The 15484-nt window shown below is 69.6% G+C and carries 15 protein-coding genes; 14 read left to right on the top strand and 1 reads right to left on the bottom strand.

The features are described from left to right. The first annotated feature begins 109 nt into the window (after window positions 1-109). Window positions 110-1048 (top strand): DUF5655 domain-containing protein, encoded by a 939-nt coding sequence (locus tag ACFY4A_RS04495; RefSeq protein ID WP_390827878.1) that lies wholly within the window; start codon window positions 110-112, stop codon window positions 1046-1048. A gap of 96 nt (window positions 1049-1144) precedes the next feature. Here the strand turns inward: ACFY4A_RS04495 and ACFY4A_RS04490 are convergent, their stop codons facing one another. Then, window positions 1145-1891, bottom strand: coding sequence for a DNA-methyltransferase (locus ACFY4A_RS04490; RefSeq protein WP_390827877.1), 747 nt, complete (start codon window positions 1889-1891; stop codon window positions 1145-1147). A gap of 576 nt (window positions 1892-2467) precedes the next feature. Between ACFY4A_RS04490 and ACFY4A_RS04485 the strand changes: the two genes are divergently transcribed. From ACFY4A_RS04485 to ACFY4A_RS04425, 13 genes are all read left to right on the top strand, one after another. Beyond that, on the top strand, window positions 2468-3613 hold the full coding sequence (locus tag ACFY4A_RS04485) for a C40 family peptidase (RefSeq protein WP_390827876.1): 1146 nt from the start codon (window positions 2468-2470) through the stop codon (window positions 3611-3613). Between the two features lie 88 nt (window positions 3614-3701). After that, entirely contained in the window at window positions 3702-4010 is a 309-nt protein-coding gene (locus tag ACFY4A_RS04480; RefSeq protein ID WP_390827875.1) for a DUF6112 family protein, read from the top strand. Next, complete coding sequence (locus tag ACFY4A_RS04475; RefSeq protein WP_390827874.1) at window positions 4010-4690, top strand: hypothetical protein; 681 nt, start codon at window positions 4010-4012, stop codon at window positions 4688-4690. The genes ACFY4A_RS04480 and ACFY4A_RS04475 overlap by 1 nt, the downstream gene beginning before the upstream one ends. 28 nt (window positions 4691-4718) lie before the next feature. Next, a complete protein-coding gene (locus tag ACFY4A_RS04470) occupies window positions 4719-6146 on the top strand; it encodes an ATP-binding protein (RefSeq protein ID WP_390827873.1) in 1428 nt (475 codons plus the stop codon). Between the two features lie 137 nt (window positions 6147-6283). Beyond that, a complete protein-coding gene (locus ACFY4A_RS04465; RefSeq protein WP_390827872.1) occupies window positions 6284-7750 on the top strand; it encodes an SCO6880 family protein in 1467 nt (488 codons plus the stop codon). A 25-nt stretch (window positions 7751-7775) separates the two neighbouring features. Beyond that, a complete protein-coding gene (locus tag ACFY4A_RS04460) occupies window positions 7776-8228 on the top strand; it encodes a DUF6238 family protein (protein ID WP_385942197.1) in 453 nt (150 codons plus the stop codon). Between the two features lie 27 nt (window positions 8229-8255). Continuing rightward, the gene (locus ACFY4A_RS04455) at window positions 8256-9761 is read left to right on the top strand and encodes an ATP-binding protein (protein ID WP_390827871.1); all 1506 of its coding nucleotides are present in this window, start codon (window positions 8256-8258) and stop codon (window positions 9759-9761) included. A gap of 95 nt (window positions 9762-9856) precedes the next feature. Then, a complete protein-coding gene (locus ACFY4A_RS04450) occupies window positions 9857-10492 on the top strand; it encodes a hypothetical protein (protein ID WP_390827953.1) in 636 nt (211 codons plus the stop codon). A 135-nt stretch (window positions 10493-10627) separates the two neighbouring features. Then, complete coding sequence (locus ACFY4A_RS04445; protein ID WP_390827870.1) at window positions 10628-11218, top strand: hypothetical protein; 591 nt, start codon at window positions 10628-10630, stop codon at window positions 11216-11218. A gap of 97 nt (window positions 11219-11315) precedes the next feature. Beyond that, window positions 11316-12080, top strand: coding sequence for a hypothetical protein (locus ACFY4A_RS04440; RefSeq protein ID WP_390827869.1), 765 nt, complete (start codon window positions 11316-11318; stop codon window positions 12078-12080). A 251-nt stretch (window positions 12081-12331) separates the two neighbouring features. After that, on the top strand, window positions 12332-13591 hold the full coding sequence (locus tag ACFY4A_RS04435) for a hypothetical protein (protein ID WP_390827868.1): 1260 nt from the start codon (window positions 12332-12334) through the stop codon (window positions 13589-13591). A 189-nt stretch (window positions 13592-13780) separates the two neighbouring features. Beyond that, complete coding sequence (locus ACFY4A_RS04430; protein ID WP_390827867.1) at window positions 13781-14170, top strand: hypothetical protein; 390 nt, start codon at window positions 13781-13783, stop codon at window positions 14168-14170. A 397-nt stretch (window positions 14171-14567) separates the two neighbouring features. Further along, on the top strand, window positions 14568-15464 hold the full coding sequence (locus tag ACFY4A_RS04425; protein ID WP_390827866.1) for a site-specific integrase: 897 nt from the start codon (window positions 14568-14570) through the stop codon (window positions 15462-15464). Window positions 15465-15484: the final 20 nt, after the last annotated feature.

The following is a 15484-nucleotide window of genomic DNA, read 5'->3' as shown; positions in this document are numbered from 1 at the left end:
AACAGCGAGAGGCCAGAGGACCCCGACGCGGCATGACACTCAGGTATCCACTGGAATACCCGCGGGCCGGTTTCGATTACTTCTCCTGTAGTGATCACGGAGGGGGACGATGGTGAGCGACCTGAAGCTGTTCCGGCTCGACGCCGCCGGCCGTGACGTCGAGCTGCCCGGTTCGTCGGTCACGCTGGAGGTAGAGCTGCAGCGGCGGGTGGAGGCCGGTCTGGAACAGATGCTGGGCATCCGGTTCCTGGCGTCGGAGTACGCGACCGGTCCCTGGCACCGGGGGCGGATCGACACCCTGGGGTTGGACGAGAACGGCAGCCCGGTGGTGATCGAGTTCAAGAAGGGCTCCGACAGCGGGGTGATGTCGCAGGCCGTCTCGTACCTGTCCTGGCTGGAGTCGGCGCAGCACGAGTTCGAGGCGCTCGTGCGGAAGGTGCTGGGCGTGGAAGCCGCCGCGTCGATCGACTGGCGTCGTCCGCGGACGGTCTGCATCGCGGCCGGCTTCTCGCACCACGACCGGGTGGCCGTGCAGCGTCTGCCCGAGCGGATCGACCTGGTGCGCTACCGGATCTTCGAGGGCGGCCTTCTGGGCTTGCTGCTCGTCGACTCCGCGCCCGGCTTCCCGAGCGCCGCCCCGTCTCGGCGGAGCCGGGAGCGAGCAACGGTGGTCGACAGCGCTCCGACGGCGCCGGTGACTCCTTCGCCGGCAGGTGTTGGCCTCGTCCCGGAATGTCTGCGGGACCTCTACGCGGAGTTGGACGAGGCGCTCACGGCGTGGGGCGAGGTGGAGGTGGCGCCGCTGCGGCACTACATCGCCTACCGGCGGCTGGTGAACATAGCGTCGGTGATCTTCCGTCCGAAGCACGAGGCGATCCTGGCGTACCTCAGGCTCGACCCGGACTCAGTCGAGCTGGAGGAGGGCTTCACCCGGGACATGCGCGGCATCGGACACCTCGGGACCGGAGACCTGGAGGTACGCCTCCTCTCGGCGGCCGACTTGGAGAAGGCGGCGCCGCTCATCCGGCGGGCGTTCGAAGCGGCCTGACGCAACGAAAAGGGCGGCTGGTGCATCGGCTACTCGATGCACCAGCCGCCCTTCGGCGTCTGCAGGCCGCCGGCCCCGGGCTCTCCGCTCTCATGCTCATGCCTCCGGTCCGGCCAGCTCGAAGTCGTCCTTCGTCAGCTCGGCGCGCAGCCGCTCCTCGGCGACGTCGGCGTAGTGCGCGGATAGCTCGACGCCCACGAAGCGGCGTCCCTCGCGCAGGGCCGCGACCCCCGTGGAGCCGCTGCCCGTGAACGGGTCGAGCACGGTGCCGCCCTCGGGGCATACCTGGACGAGCTGCTGCATGACCTCGACCGGCTTCTGGGTGATGTGGACCCGGCCCTTGCGGGGCTGGGAGGCGATGTAGTGACCCGGCAGGTAGAGGTCGCGGGTGTTGTCGAGGGATCCCTTGACGCCCCAGATGATGAACTCCGAGTCCTGCTTCGGCCCGCCCTTGCGGGGCCGGCTGGAGGGCTTGATCCACGGGATCGTGCCACTCCAGGTCCACCCCGCCATCTGCAGGGCGTCGGAGGTGGTCGGCTCCTGGCGCCAGTCGGTGAAGACCATGGCGACCGCGTGCTCGGTCGAGGCCCGGTACGCCTCGGTGAGCAGTTCGGTGAGCCAGGAGCGGTAGGAGCGCTGGTCGCGGTTCTCGCCGGGGAAGTCGGCGAGGTCGTGGGCACTGTTACTGGTGACGTACTTGGCACGCGCGGTGCGGCCGGTGCGGTCCGAGCTGGTACGGCCACCGGAGTTGTACGGCGGATCGGTGATCACCGCCTGGACGCTCTCGTCGGGGAGGGTCTTCAGGACGGTCAGGGCATCGCCTCGGTGCAGCGTGTAGCTCATGGGGAGGGCCTCTCTTCGGGCACGGCGGATCTGGACCCGCTCCGGACAGCGCTCAACTGCATTCGTCTCGGGCGAGGTTGCACCGGAGGTTAACGACGATTTCCGGCCGCACCTAACGAGGTGACCTCCTGCAGCGGGCCCCGGGACGGCAGTCGTTTGGTGCGGCCGGAATCCCGGTCTACTGTCTCGCCGTGTCACCGGGCAGGAGCCCTGCTCCACCCCCGTTGACCTGTGCTTATCCGTGCTGTCTCGTCCAATCGAGCAGCTTCGGCGGCACGTTGCCCACGTATCCGCGAGCGCCGCGAGGAGGTCCCGGTGCACTGCCTGAGATTACGAGCGCGGCTGGCTGCCGCGCGTGACCTGAAACCGGCGTCCGGAAGCTACCAACTCCTCTGACCCGGGCCCGTCGAGAGGCGGATGCACATCGGCGCGGTGCCGACGGCTTTGCACGAGAAGTCGGCACCGTGCCTCCTACGAACACCGAGGAGCCGCTGCGATGCAGCATGCCCTGACACACCCGCGCCCCGACCCACCTCCGTCACCTGGCCGGCACCGCCGTCGTGCTGAACGGCGGCGATGAAGAAGACGACCGGAGCCCTCGTCGGTCTCTGCGCGACCGGACCGCTGCTGCTGGCGCTTCCGATCCTTGCCATCGGCGCTGGGACCGCCTCGGCCTCGTGCTCGAACGACGGTGCACAGGGTGTGGACACCTCCGCCGTCGCCAAGCAGGTGAAGGCCATCCTGGACGGCGGTGACAAGGGCTCGGTATCCGTGCCGGGCCTGGACGCACCTGCCGATCAGGTGCCCAACGCCAAGACGATCCAGGCCACGGGCGTCGCGATGAACATCCCCGCCCGAGGGCAGGTCGTCGCCCTGGCGACCGCCCTGCAGGAGAGCGGCCTGCGGAACCTGACCTACGGCGACCGCGATTCGCTGGGTCTCTTCCAGCAGCGGCCGTCGATGGGCTGGGGCACGGCCAGCGAGATCCTCGACCCGGTGCACGCCAGCACCAAGTTCTACGAGGGGCTCAAGAAGGTCTCCGGCTGGCAGTCCCTGTCCGTCACCCAGGCCGCCCAGGCGGTGCAGAAGTCGGGCTTCCCCGAGGCGTACGCCAGGTGGGAGCCGCTGGCCACCGCCCTGCAGAAGGCCATCGAGCCCCTGCTGCAGAAGGCCGGCGACCCGTCGCCGAACCCGTCGCCGTCCGGCTCTGCCGACACCGGCGGTCCTTCGCCCTATTCCGCGGGCGGTTGCTCGGCGGACGGCGACGGGACGGACTTCGGCACCATCCCGGCTGGCGCGCTGCCGGACGAGTACAAGATCCCCGCCACTGCCCCGCGAGAGGTTCAGACGGCGATCCGGTGGGCGTTGGGCCAGCTCGGCACGCCGTACCAGTGGGGCGGGAACTGCACCGACTCCCACGGCAAGAACCCGATGGGCCGATGCGACTGCTCCTCCCTGATGCAGCAGGCGTACAAGGCCGCCGGAGTCAGCCTGACGCGGACCACGTACACGCAGGTCAAGGACGGTAAGTCGGTGTCGGTCGACGCCCTGAAGCCGGGCGACCTCCTCTTCACCGAGGGGGCGGCCGCCGTGCCCGAGCACGTCGGGATGGCGATCGGGCAGGGCCTGATCGTCCACGCCCCGCACACCGGTGACGTCGTGCGGATCACGACCGTCGCGTCCTGGAAATCGCGGATTCTCGCGGCCCGCCGAGTCGTCTGACCGGCGCTTCCCCCCTCCTCACCTCTTCTCGCACCGCTGGTTCGCCCTTCAGGGCTTTGACGTGCGCTCATTCGAACTGGAGTTCCCCATGTATCTCGCTGACCAGGTCATCCAGCTCGCCTACGACCCCGGAATCAAGCCGAACGCGGGCGGGCTGCCGGGTCTCAACGTCCTCAAGCAGGTGATGGGCTCGATCAGCCTCTTCGGGCTCATCGCCGTGGTCGGCGCCCTCGCCGTCAGCGCCGGCGTGTGGGCCTGGGGTCATCACTCGGGCGGTCACCAGGCCGAGGCGAACGGGAAGAAGGGCGTGCTGGTCAGTGCCGGCGCGGCCCTTCTGCTCGGCGCAGCCAACGGCGTAGTGGCGTTCTTCTCGACGCTCGGGACGCAGGTCCACTGATGGCTCAGCACTCCACCCACCCCGGCGGCGCATCTCGCGTGCGCCGCCGGGCGCTGCTCGGCACCGTAGTCCTGGTGGTGCTCATCGCCCTCGCCGGCCTGATCGCCTACCTCACCCGCGAGGGCCGAAGCCCCTCCGATACTCCGGCGCCACCGTCGAGTTCGTCCACGGCGTCCTCCCCGTCCGCAGCACCGTCCGGGCCGAACACCCGGCCCCGCGCCCTACCCGTCCCGCCGAAGACCCACGACCCGATCAAGTACGGGAAGGCCGCCGCCGCAGCGCTGTGGTCGTACGACACCCGGGCGTACTCGCAGCCCGAGCTACGGAAGGCACTGCGCGACTGGCTGACCACGGAGTCGAAGTACGCCGACCCGGCCTCCGTCGACAAGACGGTCCCGTCGCCCGTGCTGTGGAAGGAAATGGCCGCCAACCACCAGGTCGCCACCGCCAAGATCAACGAGGGGCACTTCCCGCACGCCTTCACCCAGGCCCTCCAGGACGACCCCGGGGCGATCACCCAGGCGTACGTCTACGCCGTCACCGTCTCCGGCAAGCAGTCGATCGCCTGGAAGGGCTCGCCCGCCGGCGGCGCGGAGAGCCGGTCCACCACCCTCGCGGTCCAGTGCCGCCCCGACCACCCCTGCGCCCTGGTCGGCGTCATGCCGTCCGTCGCGCCCTGACCCTCGCCTCAGAACGGAGGTACGACCCATGGGAGTCTGCGACTTCCCGCTGATGGACAAGGTCTGCGGCGCCGTCGACTTCGCCACCAACCCCGCCGGCACCGTCACCGACGGCCTCGGGGCGTGGATCGCGAAGTCGGCGGGCGAGCTGGCGTCCAGCGCGGCCGACCTGGCCGCCAAGGCCGTCAACAGGACCACGGCCATCGACCTCAACGCCGGGTGGTTCCGGGACAACTACGAGCTGCTCCTGCCCATCGGTCTCGCCCTGACCGTCGGCATCTTCTGCATCCAGCTCATGACCGCCGCCTGGCGACGAGACGAACGCGCCCTCGTCAAGGCTGCGTTCGGCACCATGACCGGTGTCCTGTTCAGCTTCTCCGCCATCGCCTTCACCACCGTCGCCATCACCGTGGTCGACGCGTTGTCCGACGGACTGTTCAAAGCGGCCAACACCTCGATCGACGACGCGATCCGCCGCGTGATCAAGGTCGACCAGATGGGGGCCATGTACGGCCTCGGCTGGGGCGTCCCCGCACTGGTCGCCTTCGGGTGCGCGATCGGCGCGTTCCTCTACTGGGGCGTGATGGTCGCCCGCAAGGTCGGCGTCCTGATCATGGTCGCGCTCGCCGTGTTCGCCGGGGCCGGCGGTGGCTGGGAGGTCGCCAAGCGGTGGCGGCGCGGCTGGATCGAGGCCACCGGCACCCTGATCGTCTCCAAGCTGTTGATGACCGTCGTCTTCCTCATCGGCGTCTCCGCCATGGGCAAGAGCGACGCCAGCGACGGGATGGCAGCCCTGTCCGACGCGATGGCCGGCATCGTCGTGATGGTCCTGGTCCTGCTCTGCCCATACGCGACGTACAAGTTCGTCCACTGGGCCAGCGACGGCGGCGGCCACGACGACATGCACCGCACCGGCGTCGCCGGCATGGCGGTCGCAGCAGGAGCGGCGAAGACCGCGGGCAGCCTCGCTCTGCGGGCCGGCACCGGCACCCCCGCCCCGCAGGGCCCGAACCAGGTCCCCGGTGCAGGGACCGACGGCGTCGCCTCCGGCATCAACCCCTCCGGCGGCAACCCCAGCAAAGAGGGCATCGACGCCGGCTCGCCCAAGCAGCAGACCCGCTTCCGGTACGGCGAAGACCCGAACGCCACCGGCGACAAGGGCCGGGCCCTGATCCAGCGCCCAGGGATCCCGCCGCTGATCACGCGTCCCGGCGAGGACGAACAGGAAGGGCCCGAGGTGACTGTCCAAGGCGCGGCGGGCGGCTCCGGTCACCTCGCCGGCACATCGGCTCCGGGCGGCGACATGACCTCCATGCCGCCTGTCGGCCCCGCGCCTTCGGCCTCCGGAACTCCGGCGTCGGCGTCGGCGTCGGCGTCGGCGTCCGGACCGTCGGCCGCCGGCTCTCCGACGCCGACCAACTGGGTGTACCCCACCCAACCGCCCTCGGGTTCCTGAGCCACCACACCCCCGGGGGCGGGCCGCACTCCATGGCCCGCCCCCACCTCCCCCGACCAGCAGGAAGGTTTCGCCATGACGTCCAGAAGAGCACTGCGCGCCCCGTCCTCCGCCCGCTCCCACCGTCTGGAACCACCATGTCCGGCAAGCACCAGTCCTCCACGCCCACCGTGAAGTTCCCCCACCGCAGCAGGCGCGGCGTCCTGCTGGGCCTGACCGTCCCGCAGTTGACCGTCGCCGGACTCACCGGCCTTCTCCTTCTCGCCGTGATCCTCACCCGAGGTGTGGTCGGCGCTCTGCAGCTCATTCCCCTGTGGGCGGCCACCGCCCTCCTCGTCTTCGTCCGCCACCGAGGCCGTGCCCTGGCGGACTGGGCCCCCATCGTCATCCGCTACGCGCTGCGCCGGATGCGCGGCCAGTTCGTCTGGCTCACCCGGCCCTCTCGCCGGCCGACCCGCGAAGGGCTGCTCCACCTGCCCGGCACCGCCGCCAGCCTGCGCGTGGCCACCGCTCCCGACGGCAAGTACGGCGCGGTCCACAACCCGCACACCGGCACGCTGACCGCGGTGGTCAAGGTCTCCTCCCGCGCCTACGCCCTGCTCGACCCGGGCACCCAGCAGGCCAACGTGAGCGGCTGGGGACGCGCGCTGGCCGCGCTGGCCCGCACCGGGCAGATCGCCCGCATCCAGGTGATCGAGCGCACCATCCCCGACTCCGGCGACGCGCTGCGCCGCTACTGGGAAGAGCACGGCCGACCCGACACCCCCATGGCCGGCACGATCTACAACGAGCTGATCCAGAGCGCGGGCCCGGCAGCCGCCCCGCACGAGGCGTACGTCGCGGTATCCCTGGACACCAAGGCGGCACGACGCCTGATCAACCAGGCCGGCGGCGGCCTCACCGGCGGGTTCAGCGTCCTGGCCCAGCTCACCTCCACCTTCGACCAGGCCGCGCGGACCGCCGGACTCACCCCGACCGGCTGGCTCACCGCCAGCGAGATCGCCGCCGTGGTACGCACCGCCTACGACCCGAAGGCGCTGGCGACGCTGGATCGTTGGTCCACCGCCGGCCGTCCTGATGCCGAGCCCGCCGCCGCCGGCCCCGTCGTGGTCGTCGAGAAGGCGGACCACATCGCTACCGACTCCGCCGTCCACGCCACCTACTGGGTGGAGAACTGGCCGCGCACCGAGACGTCGGCCGGATTCCTGCACCAGCTCCTGTTCACCGGCGGGGTCCGGCGCACGCTGTCGCTCTCCTACGAGCCAAAGAACCTGGACGCCGCTCTGCGCGACGTGCAGCGCAAGAAGTCCAGCGTGATCGCCGACGCCGCCGAGCGGGCCCGGCGCGGACAGGTCGACTCCGAGGCCGACTCGATCGAGTACCAGGACATCAAGGCGCGCGAGCGCCAGCTCATCGCCGGGCACGCGGACGTCGCCCTGACCGGGCTGCTGACCGTCTCGGCCGACACCGAGGACGAACTGCGCAACGCCTGCGCGGTGGTGGAGACCGCGGCCGTCGGCGCCCAGCTCGACCTCCGGCCGCTCACCTGGCAGCAGGCCGAAGCGTTCACCGCCGCCGCCATGCCGCTCGCGCTCGCCGCCTGAACCTCCCCTCCGAAAGAGCACCCTCATGTCCCGCACCGCCAGCCCGCCCGCACAGGACTTCGTGCCCTTCGCCACCGCGGCACTCGATTTCCACCGTGCACTCAACGTCCCGGGCGGCCCGCTGGTCACCACCCGCGCCGAGCTGGACGCCCTGCACGCCCACCTCGTATCGCTGTACGGACTGCTCGACGCCCACGCCGGTCGCACCGGTCAGCTCGTCGCGGGCGAGGGCGACCAGCTGCGCACCGCCCGCACCCGCATCTGGCAGGCCGCCGAGCACCTCCACGCCGCCTACCACGCGGCACCCCGACCGGACTCCGGCGAGATCCCCGAATCCGAGGCATGCCAGGCCGGCCTGCCCGAAGGTGCGCCGGAACTGACCATCTGCCAGCGCCACCAGCGCACCGCGCACTCGGTGCGGCGCCGCACCACCCCGGCCGACCTGCACGCGCCGTTCACCGGCCTCGTCCGCCGCTGACCCGCCACCCTGTCTGGAGAAACGTTCATGTCCCGTACCCGCGCCAGTGCCTCCCCCCTGTTCGTGCCCCGCAAGACGTCACGCGCCGAGCAGCGGGCCGCTCGAGCCGGTTTCGCCGAGGCCCGCCGCCAGGCACGTCTCGCCGGAACCCCGCCCAAGCACCGCGCCGAGCAGACCCTCGACCCGGAACTGCGGCCCGCCTACCCGCTGGCCGGTCGTCCCGGCCCGGCCTCGGCCCGGGGCGGGAAGCTCGACCTGCCCGCCCACCGGATGACCACCGCCACAGCCAGCGGTGCCTACCCCTTCGTGGCCGAGGGCGGCCTGGGGGCCGAGGGGGTGTTCATCGGCCGCGATGTGCACGCGGAAGCAGCTTTCTGCTTCGACCCGTTCTCGCTGTACAACAGCGGCCGGATCGAGGGCTTCACGAACCCCAACGCGGTCCTGGCCGGGATCATCGGCATGGGCAAGTCGGCGCTGGCGAAGTCGATCGCCACCCGGTCGATCGCCCACGGTTACCGGATCTATATCCCGTGCGACCCGAAGGGCGAGTGGACCAGTGTCTCGCAGGCCCTCGGTGGTTACAGCATCGCGCTGGGGCCAGGGCTTCCGGGCCGGTTGAACCCGCTGGATGCCCCGGCCCGGCCCGCCTCCGTCAGCGAGGAGGACTGGACGACGGAGGTCCGCAAGCGCCGCCTGCTGCTCCTGGCGGGCCTGGCCCGCACGGTGCTGAAGCGCGATCTGCTGCCGATGGAGCACACCGCTCTCGATCTCGCCCTGGACCTGGTCGTTGCCGATGCCACCGCCCGCGGCACGGTACCGTTGCTCGGCGAGATCGCGCACGCCCTCGGCTCCCCGGAACGCCTCGACCGGGCCCTCGGCCACCAAGCCGGGCACCTCGGCTCAGCCGCCCAGGACCTCGCGCACGCCCTGCGCCGCCTGGTGCATGGTGATTTGAGCGGCATGTTCGATGCACCCTCGACGGTGTCGTTCGATCCGACCACGCCGATGCTGTCCATCGACCTCTCCCGTCTCGGCGGCTCCGGCGACGACACGGCGTTGGTCCTCGCGATGACGTGCGCGAGCGCGTGGATGGAGTCCGCCCTCGCCGACCCTGACGGCGGGCGGCGCTGGGTGATCTACGACGAAGCGTGGCGGCTGATGCGGCACGTCGGCCTGCTGGAGCGGATGCAGTCGCAGTGGAAGCTCTCCCGTGGCCTGGGCATCGCGAACCTGATGGTCATCCATCGGCTGTCGGACCTGCTCTCGGCGGGCGACGCCGGCTCGCGCGGCCGAGTCCTGGCCGAGGGCCTCCTCGCCGACTGCAGCACCCGCATCATCTACCGCCAGGAGCCCGACCAGCTCGCCGCCGCCGCGTCCCTGCTCGGCCTGACCGGCGTCGAGACCCAGGCCGTGTCCGCCCTGACCAAGGGCCGGGGTCTGTGGAAGGTCGCCAGCCGCTCCTTCATCACGCAGCACATCCTGCACCCGGCCGAGCGCGAGCTGTTCGACACCGACGCTCGCATGGCGGCCTAGCCCAACGACCGGCACAGCAACAAGGATCGATCATGTCTGCTTCTTCCACTCCTCCCGCCTCCGGTGACAACCAGCCGCCGGAGGCCACCGCCCCTCTGGCGTGGCGACGGCACCTCCCGGCACTGGCCTCGGCCGCCGCCGGCATCAACGAGGCGTCCGACGCCTGGGACGCGGTCTCGGACTCCCTCTGCGACGCGGACGGCTGGCCGCTGGACGACGAGGTCTACGCGGACGGCAAGGTCAAGCGCGACGCCGAGGCGTGGAAGCACGCCGAGGTGTTCCTCGACCACGGACCCGAGGTACTGGCCGGGGTCCGTGCCGCCGCCGACGGCCCCGACTACGTCGAGGGACCGATCAGTGACGACCTCCGCCGACTGCGCGGGATCGACACCACCCTGCTCCGGGCGGAGGAGCTGCGACATGAGTGGGACCAGATCATGGCGCTCATGGACGGCTCGCAGCCGGGCTCGCTCCAGCTCTACCAGGAGCGTGCGGAGGAGCACCGTAACAGCGAGGGCTGGCACTACGCGCACGAGCTGTCCTACCAGGGCCCGGCGCTCGTACGCGTCGGTGAGTACCTCGCTGACCGGGCGGACGTCGAACGGCCGGCGCAGACCGAACGGGCGCGCGTCGCCCTGACCCGGTCCACTCCCAGCGCCCGTGGCGTATCGCCCGCTTCGCCTCCGGTCCCCCCGGCATCGCATCCGCCGTCCCCCGGTCGTTTCCGCTGACCACCTAGCACGGAGTCACGGCAGCACCAAACCGACCGATCGCCGGATCCTCATGGACTACCGCACCCCTTCAAGCCCCACACAACCGGCGGCTCACGCCGTCGGCCCGGGGACGTTCGACAACGGAGAAACCCCATGCACCCCGAAAGCCCTCAGGTCCTTGCCTGGATCAGCGCGTCGTCCCCGCCCGCTGCGTCCGAACAGGACCACCGCTATGCCGCCCTCACCACTGCGCTCCGGCAGCGCGGCCTGGAGTGCACCGTCGAGTACGGCCTCAGCGACTACATCGTCCACGCGGAGCTTCCCGACGGCAGTTCACTGATCATCTCGCCACCGCAGGAGCCGTCCTCCGAGCACCCCGAGTCCCCCGAGAGCTGGATGGTGACCCGTCACCGGTCCGCCGAGCACACGGTGTACGAAGTGGTCTACGACTCCGAGCCCGGCGGCCCCCACGCGCGGCACGGCGGCAGCGTGCCAGATCTGCTCACCGCCGTCGACGCCCGCCTGGACCAGCTTGGCGTTCCGCCACGCCAGGAGCAGGAGCGATCCGTCGAGGAGCGCGCCGCCTGCGCGCTCCCGCCACCCCCTGCTCGGTCCCGGGTGAGTGCCGCTCTGGCCCCCTCGCCGGCGGCGGGACAGCACGCGCTCCCGTCCGGATCGCCGGCGGAGTCGTCCGCCCCCGCCGCGCTGCCGCCCGCACGACCCTCGTCCTCCCCCGATCGCTGACCAACCACCGCTCAGGAGTCCTTCGTGTACCGCACCGGCAGAAGCGATTCGCCCCTCGACCACACCTGCGACCGCACCCACCCCGGATGGATCTGCCATGCCCAGCCACTACGACGTACTGCCCGATCTGGCCTTCGGTCACCACCCCGTCTACGGCATCGTCGCCGCGAACCCGAAGAACCTCGCGGCCAGCACCTGGATGTTGAAGGGATTCGACTTCCATCCCGTCCCCGACCAGCCGACGTTGTACGCGCTGGCCAACCAGAACCGTGATGGACAGGGCCGTACGACCCGAGCAGTCGAGCTGCTGCGCAAGGCCGGCTACCGGGTCGACGTGGACGCCGCACTCGACCCCGCGCTGACGCCCGACACGGCACCGGTCCGCGCCCGCGGCCCGCTCGGTGAGCCCGACGTCGCCTTCGCCGAACATCCTCAGCTTGGCATCGTCGCGGCCATCGACGACCGTGTCTCCCGCCTCAGCGGGCTCGCCCTGGTGGAGCACGGCTGGCGGCATAACTCGAGCCTGGACATCTACACACTGCCCGCCACCACGGATCGCGGCGAAGCCTTGGGGAAGGTGGCCGACGCCACGCTGGCCCTGCACCGGTCGGGTCTGCAGGTCGCAGTGCAGCCCCGCCTCGCTCAGGAGGTGACAGCGCGTCCCCGCCCTGCTGCCGCGCCGACCGCGTCCCGCGAACGAGGCCAAGTCCCCGCTCGTGCATCTCCGATCAGCGCCGCCGCGCTCGCCGCCAGCCCGGCCCGCGCCGGCCTCCCGCGCAAGGCGCCGGTCCCCGCCTCCGTAGTCGCCGCAGCGGCGGTCCGGCCGGTTGACCCCCGCATCGCGTTCTCACGCGACCACTGATCCAACTCCCCTAAAGTGAGCGGGGGTACGTCGAGACGGAGTCGCATCGGATTCACTTTCGGTCCGTCCATATGTGCACATGCATCGAGTACTATGACTGACATGTATCAACCTTCCGGCGAGCGACTGCGGCCACCCCCACGGCCGGAAGGTGGTCCCACACAAGACGCTCTGCGGATCTCGTGTCAGAGGATCTCCATGACCACTGCTCTGTGCACGTTCACGACGACCGCCGCGAATAGCTTGGCCCCGTGATCTCCCGCTACCACCTCAAGTGCCACGGATGTGGCGAAGCGTTCGTCGCCCGGCTGGGCGTGGAACCGACCCGCAGAACGCGCTTCTATCTGCCGTGTCCGCATTGCGGACTGTCGATCCGAGGCTCGATGTCGGGCACTGAGATCCAGAACCACCGTGTCGACATCGAGTGCGAGGTGCTCAGCGGCTCCGCGCCAGAAGTCCCTGGTACACGCGTCGTGACTATCAATCCGTTCGTGCCGTCGCGCTACGACGCCGACTCGTTCACCCCGAACGGGGCCTTCCCAACGCTGACGCTCGTCCAGGCCCTCGGCGACGACGCCTTTATGGAGTTCGAGTCCCAACGGCGTGCGGCGCTCGAGGCGGGCCAAGTCATGTGGCCCAAGGTCCGCATGCTGTTTCAGTACTACCTCCAGGGCAACACCGAGATGTTCGCTCGCATCGCGCAGCAGCAGCTTGGGCTCAAATGGCAACCGAGCACGAGCCACGAGCGAACGACTGTCGCTTACCAGGCCGTGGGAACAGCGACGACGGTGATCACGGGGACCACGGGGACCACCAGCGCGAACGTGATCGGCCGATTCTCGCGGAAGCACTCGGCAGCGATCGAACGACACAGGGATCACCTCCTGACCTTTCGGCGTCGAGGACAGTCCTCGGCGAGTCTGGAGCGAGATGTCTTCACCGAGCTGAACCGTTTCGTAGAGCATCACGAGTCCTGGGAGATGGGGCTCCTCGGGAGGTTCTTCGGGCCGGGCGACACGGGCGCCTTCGACGAACTAGTGCTCTACCGCGACGAGTTCTCGCTGGTGAGGGACCTCTACCAGCACGGATTCGAGCTCGCCTGCAAGTGCCTGTGGCCGCTCGTCGCAGCTCAGAACTCGGTGAAGCGCGGCAACCCTGACGACTTCGGCAACGTCCACCCCGACCGCGTACCCGAGAAGCAGCGCCCCAAGAACCTCGATAAGTTCGACAAACTATCCAATGCATACAAGATCGCATATGTGGCACAAGTTCCAGGTTGGGAGTCATTCGAGAGCTTGCTCAATAATCGCCGCCGGAACACGATTGGGCACGCGACAGCACATCACGACCTCCAGACAGGCCGCGTTGTCAGCGATGAGAGCCCCTCCGGGATGACGTATCTCGAGTTCCTCAGCGAGGTCCTTGGTGTCTTCGAAGCGCTTTCTACCCTTGCCCAGGTGCTCAGGGCCAGCCGTGTTGCTTCCTCGCCAGACTTCGACTCTCTCGAATGACGACGCGGAGAAACACGGCCACGTGACACCAGATCCGTCGGATTCGATTCGCTCTCGCCCATATATGCACCCGTGGCTCTCCTCACTCTCGCCCATCTGGGAGTGCCGGTAAGAACGCTGTCACGTCACCAGCCGCAAACGGCGGGGTCTCCGCAGGCACCCCTTGGACCACACCACCAGGAGGAACCAGTGTCATACCCGCAACTGCTCACCCCCGAGGAGAAGCTCGCTGACGCGAAGAAGCTGTTGAGTCTCCCGCCTATCGTCGTGATCTGCGGCTCCACCCGCTTCATGACCGAGATGAACGAGGCCGATCTGCGGGAGACCAAAGCCGGAAAGATTGTCGTCAAACCGGGCTGTGACATGAAGTCGCCGCACGAACTTTGGTCCGATCCTGTCGAGGCCGAGGCGCTGAAGGTTCGACTCGACGATCTGCACCGGGCGAAGATCCGGCTCGCTGATGAGGTGCTCGTAGTCGGCGACTACATCGGAGACAGCACCCGAGCCGAAATCGCCTACGCCCGGTCGCTGGGCAAGCCCGTGCGGTTCACGCACCCCGAAATCGACCCTGACGCCTGACCGCCCGCTGCCACCTCGACAACCAGGGCCGGCAGCCCGCCGCCTGACCGCCACGCGGTGGCTTCGGCCGCCGCCCACCCCACACCCCCTGCAGGCATCTCTTGGAATTGATCATCTCTAGATCACGAGACCAAGCCCTCTTGACCGCTCAGAGGATGCGGCCGTCGGCTCAGACAATTCGATGATGCCGACGGCCACGCCTTGCTGTCTCCTGAGACGGGTGAATCGCGAAGAATACTTCTGCGGTCACCATGCCGACCGCGACCTGCCCGACCGACCGGTCGACCGCCGGGCGGGCTTCGCCGAATCTCTCCAGGCAGGAGTGCTCTGTTACTGAAACTGCACCATCCCCACCTCGTTGGTCATGGCGTAACGGGCCGCGATCAAGGAGTAAGTGATGGATGTACGGGATGAGTTGACGGAGGGCCGACGGGCCATCCCTCGCCTCGGACGAGCCGTGGAGGTCAACCAGACACATCCGCCGTACGCGACGCTCGATGCGGCAGGGGCCGAGGTCGAGCCGGTCACCGCGTTTCTGCGGGACCTGGCGCTTGGGGATTCCAGCCCGCTGACCTGCCGCAGCTACGGCTACGGCATGCTGCGGTGGTTCCGCCTGCTGTGGCTTCTTGGCACCGGGTGGGAGCAGGCGACGGAGTCCGAGGTCGCGGTGCTGACGGGTTGGCTGCGCTCGGCTGCAAACCCACAACGTCAGCGGCACCGGGCCGATGCTCCGGTTGCTGGCACGGTCAATCTCCGTACGAGCAAGTCGTCTTTATGCGCCGGGTACGCGCCACGCACGATCAACCACGCCCTGACGGTGATCAGCGGGTTCTACGAGTTCCATGCCGATCAGGGCCGCGGTCCGGTCGTCAACCCGGTGCCGCGCTCGGCTCAGCGGCGCCGGGCGCTGGGGCACCGCAGTCCGCTGGAGCCCACGCCGTTGGTCGGCCGCGCTCGGCTGCGGCAGCGCGTGCCCGACCGTCCGCCGCGGTCGATTCCCGACCGGCTGTGGGATGAACTGTTCAGCGCGATGAACTGCGACCGGGACCGGGCACTGCTGGAGATCTACGTCTCCAGCGGCGCCCGCGCCGAGGAACTCCTTGGCATCGCCGCCGGCGACATCGACTGGTCCGGCCAGCGGATCTACGTGATCACCAAGGGCACCAGGCGAGGGAGGCAGTCCCGGTCTCCCCGCAGGGCCTGTTCCGCCTGGCCCTCTACCTCGACGCGGCCGGCACACCGGCCGGAGGCGAGCCGGTCTGGCGGACCCGCCGCGGGCCCGAGCGTCCGCTGACCTACTGGACCAGGCGCCGT

The organism is Streptomyces sp. NPDC001292, from assembly GCF_042896465.1.
In the GTDB taxonomy this organism is placed as follows: Bacteria; Actinomycetota; Actinomycetes; order Streptomycetales; family Streptomycetaceae; genus Streptomyces.
This window is presented reverse-complemented; position numbering and strand designations above follow the sequence as displayed.